Source organism: Calyptranema fuscum S582 (assembly GCF_055793305.1).
Window position 1 is genome coordinate 84,194 of record NZ_JBSLYH010000011.1, and the last position, 12,047, is coordinate 96,240.

The 12,047-nt window shown below is 46.6% G+C and carries 9 protein-coding genes; 5 read left to right on the top strand and 4 right to left on the bottom strand.

Annotated features, from left to right (window positions below; genetic code table 11):
- The first annotated feature begins 27 nt into the window (after positions 1 to 27).
- The 5 genes from ACR6Z4_RS10040 to ACR6Z4_RS10060 all read left to right on the top strand — a co-directional run bounded on the left by ACR6Z4_RS10040 (position 28) and on the right by ACR6Z4_RS10060 (position 6,683).
- The gene (locus tag ACR6Z4_RS10040; RefSeq protein WP_479717122.1) at positions 28 to 1,161 is read left to right on the top strand and encodes a P-loop NTPase; all 1,134 of its coding nucleotides are present in this window, start codon (positions 28 to 30) and stop codon (positions 1,159 to 1,161) included.
- Between the two features lie 460 nt (positions 1,162 to 1,621).
- The gene (locus ACR6Z4_RS10045) at positions 1,622 to 3,031 is read left to right on the top strand and encodes a hypothetical protein (RefSeq protein ID WP_479717123.1); all 1,410 of its coding nucleotides are present in this window, start codon (positions 1,622 to 1,624) and stop codon (positions 3,029 to 3,031) included.
- A gap of 39 nt (positions 3,032 to 3,070) precedes the next feature.
- Positions 3,071 to 4,438 (top strand): SET domain-containing protein-lysine N-methyltransferase, encoded by a 1,368-nt coding sequence (locus ACR6Z4_RS10050; protein ID WP_479717124.1) that lies wholly within the window; start codon positions 3,071 to 3,073, stop codon positions 4,436 to 4,438.
- 52 nt (positions 4,439 to 4,490) lie between these two features.
- Complete coding sequence (locus tag ACR6Z4_RS10055; RefSeq protein WP_479717125.1) at positions 4,491 to 5,579, top strand: HAMP domain-containing protein; 1,089 nt, start codon at positions 4,491 to 4,493, stop codon at positions 5,577 to 5,579.
- A 279-nt stretch (positions 5,580 to 5,858) separates the two neighbouring features.
- Positions 5,859 to 6,683: a DUF3800 domain-containing protein gene (locus ACR6Z4_RS10060; RefSeq protein ID WP_479717126.1), complete on the top strand. Its 825-nt coding sequence runs from the start codon at positions 5,859 to 5,861 to the stop codon at positions 6,681 to 6,683.
- 223 nt (positions 6,684 to 6,906) lie between these two features.
- Here the strand turns inward: ACR6Z4_RS10060 and ACR6Z4_RS10065 are convergent, their stop codons facing one another.
- The 4 genes from ACR6Z4_RS10065 to ACR6Z4_RS10080 all read right to left on the bottom strand — a co-directional run bounded on the left by ACR6Z4_RS10065 (position 6,907) and on the right by ACR6Z4_RS10080 (position 11,832).
- Positions 6,907 to 7,686 carry an amino acid ABC transporter ATP-binding protein gene (locus ACR6Z4_RS10065; protein ID WP_479717127.1) on the bottom strand — a complete coding sequence of 260 codons (780 nt, stop codon included), beginning with the start codon at positions 7,684 to 7,686 and terminating at the stop codon, positions 6,907 to 6,909.
- Positions 7,687 to 7,872: 186 nt separating this feature from the next.
- Positions 7,873 to 9,087: an amino acid ABC transporter permease gene (locus ACR6Z4_RS10070; RefSeq protein WP_479717185.1), complete on the bottom strand. Its 1,215-nt coding sequence runs from the start codon at positions 9,085 to 9,087 to the stop codon at positions 7,873 to 7,875.
- Between the two features lie 103 nt (positions 9,088 to 9,190).
- The gene (locus ACR6Z4_RS10075; protein WP_479717128.1) at positions 9,191 to 10,375 is read right to left on the bottom strand and encodes an amino acid ABC transporter permease; all 1,185 of its coding nucleotides are present in this window, start codon (positions 10,373 to 10,375) and stop codon (positions 9,191 to 9,193) included.
- A 362-nt stretch (positions 10,376 to 10,737) separates the two neighbouring features.
- Entirely contained in the window at positions 10,738 to 11,832 is a 1,095-nt protein-coding gene (locus ACR6Z4_RS10080) for an amino acid ABC transporter substrate-binding protein (protein ID WP_479717186.1), read from the bottom strand.
- Positions 11,833 to 12,047 lie beyond the last annotated feature (215 nt).

The following is a 12,047-nucleotide window of genomic DNA, read 5'->3' on the forward strand; positions in this document are numbered from 1 at the left end:
TCGGGATTCGCTTCACTGAAGTTCACCATGCCCCAAATCATTTCTGTCCAATCGCTTCGTCACGGTACAGGTAAATCGAATCTGGTATCCAATCTGGCAGTCAGCCTGGCTCAGGAAGGATGGCAGGTCGGCATTATTGATACGGGGGTCAGACCTCCTGGTATTCATTCCATATTTGGTTTAGATGATGACCAAACCGATTCTGCTCTAAATGCTTACCTGCGAAACGATGACGCGCCAAACTCTCTACCCATCTCCGACAAACTGGCGTACAAAATTGGCAACGGACAGGTTATTGTAATTGGCGGACAAGTTCATTTAGCGTCAATTAATGCCAACCTCAGTGACTTGAGCAACTATCTGCAAAAAGATTGTGATATCACAGCCCTGAGCCAAGATTTTTTTGCGCTCATGGAGCGGCTGAAGCTCGACTATTTATTAATCGATTCGCGGCCTGAAATTAATGAAGAGAACCTGTTCTACATGGCGATCGCCGATGTGTTGATGCTGGTTCTCTGTTTGGATGATCAGACGTTTCAGGGTATTGCCGTCACCGTCGATATTGCCCGTCGATTGGGGGTTCCCAAAACCCTCTTGGTGGTTAATCAACTCCCCTCCGTGTTTAATGCAGACGAGGTGCAACACCAACTTGAGGAAACCTTTGGAGAGTCGGTTGCCGGAGTGCTGCCTTTTAGCGAAGAGATGTTGCAATTAGCGGGTCGAGGGGTGTTTTCGTTGCAATACCCTCAACACGCTCTCAGTCTAGAAATGCAGGCGATCGCTTACCGTCTCATGCATCTAGACTTTTCGATGCCCCATACTGTGCCCAGTTTATTTAACAGTGAGGTGTTGCAACAAACAGCAAATAACATTCACGTTGGACTTACGATGTTTGAAGCCCTCAATCTACCCGATTCCCATCGTCAAATTGTGAACTGGGTCATGCGCCAGGGAGCTGCATCCCTGCCAGAGATTGCCAGGTCTGTAGGGCAACCAGAAACCAACGTTTCTGCAATTTTGGGAACCCTAACAGAACAGGGCTTTATTGAATCGATCGATATCCAGGGGCAACAATGTTTCAGATTACGTTTTACAACCAAACAAAACCGTCAGCTTTCCGAAAAGATCTGGCATCCGCTGCAAGACGATAAACCGGAATAAAAGCTACCCCTGGATGCTTTTCACTTTTCGATAGATCCAGATCGACCGTTTTAATCCGAGAATGGTTTGCCACTACCACAGGGCTTAAGCGAACCAGAAAATCGTAGGGGCGAAGCATTCGAATCATGATGTTCGCCATTGACCAAAGACGATCGAACGAATGCTTCGCCCTCGCAGGGGTAACCTCTTTTTCAGAAATTACCTTAGAGGGTGTTTTAAAAGTCCTATTGTTGGTAGCAACCTGTTTCAGATCCCCCTAAATCCCCCTTCATAAGGGGGACTTTAGAACCAGTTCCCCCCTTTTGAAGGGGGGCTAGGGGGGATCAGCCGGTGTCGAAAATCACAATCGACCACTTTTCAAACATCCTCTTAGAACGATCTCGACGATTGCCAGGGCATCAATGGGGATCAGTACCTCAACATCTTCAACGTGGGTCATTTGCCCTGAAAACCCTCGTCTGTGTGCCACCGTGACCGGGCGATCGCCACCCCATTCCCATCCATCTGGCGTGCTGATTTAATCATCTTTATGCAATCCTTACTGACCCAATTATTTCGTTTTCGCTCCGGAGAAGCCAACATCGTCATACTTTTGGGTGTGCTATTGCTGTGTAACTCTTTGGCAATGCAAATGTCTGAGATTGCAGCCATCAGCAACTTCTTGAGCACAGGTGGGGTTAACCAAATTTTGCTGGTGTGGATGATGGACGCGACCTTAGCCATCATCATGACGGGGTTGCAATCGTTGATCATCGATCGATTTGATCGGGTCAAACTCATGCGGGGGATGACACTCTGTTTTGCCATGGCATTTGTGGCATTGCGCCTGATGTTTATTGTGCAAACCCCGGCATGGCTAAACTATTCGTTGCTCTATTTATTAGTGGGGCAACAGCTTTTACTCTTCCCGTTAATTTTTTGGATTCTTGCCACTGATATTTGCGACATCGCTCAAACCAAGCGGTTATTTCCCATGATCGCCAGTTGGGGCTTGTGGGGCAAGCTATTTGGCATCGGTGTTGCCGCTCTATTCCCGTCTATTCTCAGCTATTTTGGCTGGAAACCTGAAGAGTTATTAACCCTCAATGTGTTGATCTATGCCTCTCTTTATGGATTAACCACCTGGGGATTTAAGCGATTTCGATTGCGCAAAACGACCTACAAACCAGAACCACTCAAAGAAACATTAACCGAAGGATGGGATTTTGTTCGAGACGTTCCTTCATTTCGGTATTTAATGTTTGCCATTATTGCATTAATCTTATGTGATACTGTTGTTGAATTCCGCTTTTTAGTTGTATCCGATTCTGTTTTTAAAGATCCAGCTAGCTACCAAAGATTTTATAGTATTTATTATCTAATTCGTATCCTCACATCGATCGCTGTTCAAACATTTTTAACCAGTAAAATCATTGAAAAAATTAGTCTTAAAAATACGTTTTTAATCTTTCCGTTTTGTGTGTTAACAGGTGTAACCTGGATGCTAGCCATGCCGGGGGTGGGGAGCAGTTTAGGGGGCGTATTATTACAAAAAATTCCCCAATACAGTATCGATGAATCTGCCCGAAAAGCGTTTCAAGCTCTGGTTCCTGAGGAGCGTAGGGGTAGAGTCAGTATGTTTATTGAAAACTATCTCTATGCAGGAGGTGCCATTCTGGGCTGTCTGATTACCGGGACGATCGTTTTAATCGGTAATCTATTGCAATTGAAGGCTTATTTTTATATTTATTTAGCGGTTGCGGCGATCGCTGCTCTGGTTGCAATTGGGTCTATTTTTAAAATGCGTTCTGTTTATGAAACCAGTCTATTTAACTGGCGATTAAAGCGCCGTCAACGCGGTAAAAGTGTGTTAGATAAGCTCGATTTTTAGAAATTTTTAACCAGCAAGGGTAAGTTTGAACTGAGTACTATGTCCGATCCGTTATTACACAATCAAACGATTCTTGTATTGGGTGTTGATGACTTACTCTCAACCCAAATTTGCTTGAATCTAGCCCTCGAAGGGGCACAAGTAATCGCGATCGGTTCTGATGTTGATCGATTGATCCAGTTGAAGCGAGAAATAGATGATATTCGAGGACAGTTTGAGGTCATTGATTTATCCACAGAATCCAAGAATCAACCCCATCAAACCGATCTTTTCTTGAAACTCTTATTGACCCAATTTCCCGCGATCCATTGCTTTATTAATTTCTACAACAATCATCATTGGGGAGTATTCTCACATATTCCTTTTCAAGACTATAGCGATCTGATCCAACCATCCATTCTCCCTACTGCGATCGCCTCTGCTGCCGCTCTTCGCCAAAATAGGGTTCAAGCTCTCAGGGATCACTATCCTGAAGCGATCGCGATAGATCTGCTGGGGTGCAAACGTCAAACGGGTGGCAATGGTGGCAGGGCGGTAGATCCGATACCTCGTCTTGAACTCGTCTCCAAAGCGGCGATCGCATCAAACGATATCCCCAATCCTAACGACCCAGATCAAAGCAACCTTCATCGGTCTGCCGCTCAGAGTTACCGAATTTATCTAGAAGAATGGTTGGACACCAATGATATCCCTGAGTCAACATCTTCCAGCCAACATCTGACTCTGGCACCGATTTTTTCATCTAAAATTCCCTCAAGTTACATCTTTGATGAAATTCTCAATTTGACAACGCGAAAAGAGTTTGTCGAGACAACTGATCTGTTATTGGTAGTAACAGATGAAGCTGCTTTTTTGGAGTCTTATAGCATCTCAAAAACCCCACCTTATTCTTACCGTCGCCCCGTTATTTCTCAATCGCTGGGAGCCGTACTGCCAGTTTATGTGAAAGAAACATTAAGGGGGCGAGCCGTTTTTGCTAGAAACGCAATAACTCAGGGCACTCTAGTTCTTAAAACCACCGGAAAGGCGATCGCACATCAGACAGAACATTCACTGCAAATTGGCTGGGACAAACACTTTGAACCCGATGCCCCGATGCGATTGGTCAACCATTCCTGTGACCCCAATTTAGGCGTTAAAACCAATACCCAGGGAGTGCCTGACTTTTTCGCATTACGGGATATCCAACCCGACGAGGAACTCACCTTCGACTACGCCATGACTGAGTTCATCCATCAACCCCGACAAAACCCTGCTTTAGAATTTGATTTGATTTGCCAATGTGGGATGAAAAACTGTAGAGGTAAACTAGGATACTACTCTGAACTCCACGACGATTTGAAGAAAAAGTATAGGGGATTCATTTCCGACTATCTGATCGACTGGGATCAGGCGCAATTGTTTTAGTAAACCGATGCTGTCGCAGCACAACATATAGTGGCTAGGTGGTAAACCTGAGATGATCTTAAAAAAGGCGGAGGGACACAACGGTCGATCGATTAGCCTGCGGGTCAAGCTATTGTTCGGTTTCACCATGATTTTCAGTCTGGTTTTTGCCGGAGCATACTATTGGTTCTATAGCTATGCCACCAACAAAGCCATGCAGCGCATTCAGGATGACCTGATTGATACCCTCAAAGGGGCGATCGCTGGAATCGATGGAGACGACTTTAGTCGTTTGGCAGCCGAAACCGTTCCGCCGGGTCAACCTGTTCCTGCAACCGATCCGCTTTACCAGGACCATCAAGAGTGGTTAAATCACGTCTATCAAATTGAACCCCGTTCCATTCCTTACACCTTCATCAAAGGAAACGAGCCCTACGAAATCTTGTGGATTGGCGATATCTTTAGAATCATTCGCCCTCAAAGCCAAACGAAATTTCGAGAATCTTATATTGCAGACCCAAGTGAGACCAAGTTATACGATGGTTTAACCGGCTTGACGGTCAATATGAACCCCTACACAGACAACTGGGGACGTTGGGTATCGGCGTATGGTCCAATTCGCAACTCTCAAGGGCGGGTCGTCGGTGGCTTTGGCATCGATTTTCGAGCCGATTACGTCTATGACGTGCAAAAAGGGATTCGCGACAGCATGGTGATTGCCTTTGCCATCACCTATGGGTCGTTGTTTATCCTGGTTTACATTACCTCTGGAATTTTAACTAAACCGATTGTCGGGTTGACCAAAGCGGCACAGCAAATTGGCGAAGGTCACTATGATCAAGACCTGGGCTATTTTCAGACCAGACGACTGCGCGATGAAATCAGTACCCTGGCTGAAGTCTTTGAAATGATGGTGGGTAAAGTCCGGAAACGGGAAGAAACCTTAAAGCAGCAGGTTGCTGAACTCAAGATTGAAATTGACCAAACCAAACGGCAACGGCAAGTCAAAGAAATTGTCGAGACAGACTTTTTCCAGGATTTACAGGCTAAAGCCAAAGGAATTCGCAAACGCGGACGCGAGCCACTTCAGACAGATCTGGGCAGTCCATCTGAACCCATTATCCCAGCCGAACCCATTATTCCAGCTGAACTAAGCGAATAAACAAACCCTTAAAGGGCTAAAAGGTGGATCGTTTGTACCCAAAATCACGAACGATCCACTTTTTGTACAGATATTACGAGTTGGGGGTGAAGGGGGCGTTGCCCTCTTCTTGGATGTTTTACTCCCCACCCCTTCTTAAAAAGTTGCAGCTTCATTTTTGATTGGTATTGTGAGCTTCGGGAAGAATCTAATGCTATTGAGGGTAAAGCGATTGCAGAATTAGAGGCTACGATTTCAGACTGATGTAAAATAGTGCAAACGTATTCTGCTCCCCTTTGCATGTCAGAAGACATTCAGTTTCGCCATTACTTTGTTGATGAAGCAGGTGATCTCTCATTCTTTGATAAAAAGGGTCGCATCATCGTAGGACAATCGGGTGTATCAAAATTCTTCATGATGGGTGTTGCTCAAATTGCTGATCCACAACAAGTTGCTTGGGAGCTAGAGGCGCTTCGCTCTAGTCTGATGACTCACCCACGATATAAAAACATTCCTTCAATGCAACCAGACGCCAAAAAGACAGCCGTTGCCTTCCATGCAAAAGATGACTACGCAGAGGTTCGGGAAAAAGTTTTTGAGTTAATTCAATCTTTTGATATCAAAGTTTTTGTAGCAATTCGTAGCAAGGCTGAAATTGCTGAAGCAGCAAAGGCAAATTTTAAGAGCCTGGGTAGAAAGCTTCAGCAAAATGCAATTTACGACGATCTGATCAAACGCTTGTTTAAAGGAATGCTTCACAAAGCAGATGTGATCCAAATTGCGATCGCCAGACGAGGAAAAGAAGCCCGTGAAGAAGCGCTAGAGCAAGCAATTAATCAAGCTCAGCAAAATTTTGAGGCTCAATGGAAAATTAGCTCAAACAGTTCAATTATTATAGAACCTGCCTATCCATCGCAAGTTGCTGGATTGCAAGTCATTGACTATTACCTATGGGCAGTGCAGCGGCTCTATGAGCGAGAAGACGCTCATTTTTTTCAACCGCTTGCTAAAAAATATCGGTTAATCATGGATCTAGATGACAGACGCAATAAACCTTATGGGGAGTGGTATGGCGATCGCAATCCATTAACGCTTGAGAAACTAAGAGGGGCTAGGTCTAAGTAGGGTCACTACCTGGACACACGGCATGAAGCCGACGTTCACCCCCCTGAATATCAGTCTACATTACGGATCAAAAAATTCCATAAGCTACCTACGGGTCGTAAAAAAAGCAGTATTATTTCAATTGCTTAGGATTCTCATAAAAATAACTTGAATAATTGTTATTGGGAGAGTGCGGCGGAGCCGCACTCTCCCAATAACAATTAACTGATTCGATCTCCGATGCTTAGAGAATTTGGGAGAGGAATTTCTGAGTTCTTTCTTCTTTAGGATTCGTGAAGAATTCGTCTGGGGTGCCTTCTTCAACTAGCAAGCCATCTGCCATTAACACCACCCGATCGGCAACTTCGCGGGCAAAGCCAACTTCGTGCGTCACCACAACCATCGTCATCCCCGAACCTGCCAGAGTTCGCATTACGTCCAAAACCTCGCGCACCATTTCAGGGTCAAGAGCAGAGGTCGGTTCATCAAATAACATAATTTTGGGCTGCATTGCTAAGGCACGAGCGATCGCCACCCGTTGTTGCTGCCCACCCGATAATTGCCCTGGAAATTTTTTCGCCTGTTCTAAAATGCCAACTCGTTCCAATAACTGAAGGGCAACTTCTTCTGCCCGAGCCTTTGTCCAGCGACGCACCCAGATCGGAGCCAGAGTCACATTTTGTAAAACAGAGAGATGAGGGAATAGGTTGAATTGCTGAAACACCATCCCAACTTCTCGGCGAATTGCATCAATATTTTTTAAGTCATAGGAAAGGTGAATCCCATCAATCACGATTCGACCTTTTTGATAAGTTTCCAGGGCATTAAACGTTCGGATGAAGGTCGATTTGCCAGAACCAGAGGGGCCCATTACCACGACAACTTCACCCTTTTGCACCGTCAGACTGACGCCCCGAAGAACATGGAAGTTGTTGTCATACCACTTCTCAACATTCTCAGCAATAATTACCGGCTCAGTATCAACCTGTTCTGTCGTCATGGCATCAGTCTGAATATGTGTCATTGCTAGATTTTCCCATTGACTCTAGTAGATTTTATCGTACGACTTATTGATAGCGCTTCGCGACTGGATAGATGATGGTTGTTGTGTAAGAACCCTGCGGAGCGCGGTTCTTACAATATTGACGGTGCTAGTTTCTAAATTGTAAGGTCTACACTAGGGGCAGCTTCCGTGCGCTCTGCTACGTAGCTATCGAGTTGTGCTCAGATGGTCTTCTAGACGACGACTGCCCCAGGACATGGCATAACACAACACCCAATAGATCAATCCAATAAACAGATAAACTTCTGCATACCGTCCGATAAATTGAGGATTGGCTAGAATGGCGCGGCTAATGCCCAATAGCTCAAATAGCCCAATGATTAAAACGAGCGTAGTATCTTGCAACAGGCTGATAAACAAACCCACGATCGCCGGAATTGAAATTTTCAATGCCTGAGGCAAAACAACCAGAGCGATCGTCAGGGGTGTACTTAGCCCCAATGCTCTGGCTGCTTCGCTTTGCCCCCGAGAAATCGATTGCAACCCGCCCCGAATAGTCTCAGCTAAGTAGGCAGCGGTAAATAACGTTAGACCAATGACTGCCCGTAACACCAGATCTAGCCTGACGTTGCTGGGTAAAAACAAAGGCACCATCACGGCTGCAAAAAACAAGATCGACAGCAACGGCAGCCCTCGCACTACTTCAATATACGTAGTAGAGAGCCAGCGAATCACGGGTAGGTGGCTTTGTCGTCCCAACGCCAGCATAATTCCCAACGGGAATGAAATTGCAATGCTGATCAGGGACATGAATACGGTCAGCAACATGCCACCCCAATCGTTGGTGCTGACGGGTCTTAAGCCCAACCCACCGAGTAATAGCCATAACCCAATCACAAACGCTAACGTCCACGCCAACGACATCCATTTGCCCAGACCAGGAACCGTGTCTGCGGCTTGTTTTCCTGCCCATGCTCCTGCAATCAAGGCGGCTTCAACGGCAAGCAACAAAAGCCGATAGGCTATGGGAATAGGAGCAATGACCGAAATCAACGCCGCGATCGCCACTCCGACTAAAATTGGTCGGCTAAACAGGCGGGGTGCCGCTTTCGCCAAAATACCCCACGATAATCCTGATAAAACAGCAAGGATCCCCAAAAGAATCCACAATCGCCAATATTGTGCGGCAGGAAACCGACCGACGAAATAAAGCGGCAGGTTAGCCGGAATGACTTCCCATTTCGCCGTTGTGAATGACCACCGCAGCAAATTAATAGCACCGTTTCCGACAATGGCAACAATCACCAGGGTAAGAATGCTGTTGAACCAATTGCTGAACAGATTTTTTCGTAACCAGGCGACGGGTCCCAATTGGGCGATGGGGGGTGGAGAACTCGATGTGGGGGTAAATGTGGTAGCCATAGCCAAACCTGACGTGTTGGGTCGATGGATTAAACGGCGATCGCTCGTGCTAACCATTGGGATCGAAAATCCGTAGCAAAAGCGATAATGGAACGGGTTAGACTTACCTTTCTTTGAGCTGAACCATGCGATTGAGCTGGTTCATAATCAACGAAATGATCAAGTTAAGGATGAGATACAGCCCCATGAGGATGAGAATCATCTCAACGGCTCGCCCAGTCTGGTTTTGCGTTGTTTGAAACGTGGAAAAGAAATCGGGATAGCCGATCGCCAGTGCCAGGGTCGAGTTCTTTGCCAGGTTCATATACTGGCTATTGAGCGAGGGGATAATCACCCGCAAGGCTTGCGGCAAAACGACCAGTTGCATCGACAACCCGGTGTGCAGGCCTAGCGCTCTGGCAGCTTCCCACTGTCCTTTGGAAACAGACTGGATCCCGGCTCGAACGATTTCGGCAATGAATGCGCCGGTGTAAACAGAAAGCCCTGATAGAACAGCTGCATATTCCATGGATAGCCGCAGTCCGCCTTCTACCGAGTTTTGTGCTTCGTTGATACGAGGAAATTCCCAGCCCAATCCAAAAATCAAAATCGCCAGGAATGCGATCGCGATCGCAATTAAAATCACCAATTGAGTCTTCCCCGAAGACCCCTGCAACTCCATGATTTTGAGACGCCAACGCCAAATGACGATGGCAGCGATCGCTCCAACCACTAAGACAAGCAGCCCTAACCATGCCGTTGTAGTGTTGGTCGGCCAGGGCAGAACAATTCCTTTCTTACTGATATAGCCAGCCCAAAGAAAAGACGCAGGGGGATCGTTAGGCGTTGCTTGAGGGGCTAACCCATAGAAAACGACAAAAATCCAGAAAAAGAGTTGCAGCAATAAGGGGATGTTGCGAACAATTTCCACATACACCCGATTGAGCTTACGCAGTAACCAGTTATCTGAAAAACTAGCTACCCCTGCAACCACCCCTAACACAGTGGCAACCACAAAACCAACCAAAATCAGCCGTAATGTGTTGACAAAGCCAATAACCAGCGCCCACCAGTAGCGATCGTTTGTGCTGTAGGGAAGAATGCTTTCGCCAATGTTAAACCCGGCTGAGTTTTGCAAAAAACTGAAGTTAAATTGGCGTCCCAATTGTGCCAGATTTCGGTTCATATTGCCGAGCAAAATCGAACCGATCACCACCACCACAATTAACGCAAAGGCTTGAATCGCGATACGCCAAAACCGCTCGTCTCGCCAAAGGGGTATTTTTTCGCTGCTATCACTCGTCTGCATGGTGCCCGCATCCCTAAATAATGTACGAGGGACTCAGGAGCGTGGATTTCGTAAAATCAACGATTTATCGTCAGAAGTGCGGCGACGCCGCGCTTGCCAAAATAAACGTCTAGACTTTAACTAACCTGTAATTCTTTTTGGGAGAGAGACGGCGTCGCCGTCTCTCTCCCAAAAAGCAGGGTTTGATGAAATCCCCGATCCTTATGTGTGTTGACCTGGCGTAGATGCTGAGGATTCGGTGAACGATCCTGGATTGATCTCAAACATCTTGACCTAAGCGCTGTGCCTCTACAAAATTTGAGGCTAACGTTATGAAAAACAGGGGCGAGCGATCGCTGACCCCTGCTTTCACAATTTCTCTATTAACGGAACGGTGGCGAGTACATCAGACCGCCATTTGTCCACAGCTCATTGGGACCACGAGGAATCTGCAAGTCTGAGGATTCGCCTACATTGCGCTCATAGACCTCGCCGTAGTTTCCGACCGCTTTAACCACATGAACCATGTAGTCGTTAGGCAACCCCAACTGCTTACCTAGCTCCCCTTGTACACCCAAGAAGTTCTGAATATCTGGGCTAGGATCGGTCAGTTTTTCTTCAACGTTGGCTTGCGTGATGCCAAATTCTTCGGCTTGAATGAGCCCATAGGTAACCCACTTCACCACATCATAGAGTCGCGAATCGCCGTTGACGGTAACAGGGCCAAGGGGTTCCTTAGACAAGACATCATCCAGCAGTACATAGTCGTCTGGGGTCGGTAGTGCAGACCGTTTTGCTGCCAGCTGTGAACGGTCAGACGTAAAGACTTCACATCGACCTTCCTGGAAGGCGGCGATCGCTGCATTAGAGTCCTGGAACTTCACTTCACTAATGGTGACACCAGCTTCTTTAGTCCGGCTAGCTAAGTTCAACTCTGTCGTGGTTCCGGTTTCTACACAAACTGACTTACCATCCAGATCTGCAATACTTTGAATGCCGCTGGCTTTGCTGACCAACAAACCTTGACCATCAAAGAAAGTCGTCGGCGCAAATTCTAACCCGTTACCACCTGCTGCATCGCGGCTAGACGTCCAGGTTGTGTTACGAGAAAGTACATCAACCTCACCATTTTGCAACGCCGGAAAACGAGCCGTAGAGTCAAGGTTACGATATTCAATTTTCTCATCAATGTTTTCTGAGGTGCCGAAGATTGCTGCTGCCACGGCACGGCAAATATCAACATCCAAACCAGAATAGGTACCGCTAGAATCCACAAAGCTAAAGCCAGGAATCGTGCCCTCAACTCCACAAATTAGCTTGCCGCGAGACACAATTTCGTCTAAACGACTGGCTGAGCCAGATGAAGACGCAGTCTCACCCGATGGGGAAGCCGCAGAGTCTGTAGGGGCAGTGGTACAAGCTGATAGCGCTGTCACTGTAAGAGATACAGCCAGCAGTATAGGACCCCATTTACGCATAGTCATCTCACTCACTTCTCAACAAACTAATTTAAATCACCACAGTATTAACCGGGGAGGCATTCTATACGCGCAATTCTGCAAGCGTTGCCCCGCAAATATTAAGCTCATGTCAAGTCTTTAGCGATCGTATTTCAAACGGGTTGATCATTTTTTCAAAAGGCGCGCTCCGCATGCCGTTCTAAAAAATGATCAACCGATCTAAAACATCACCG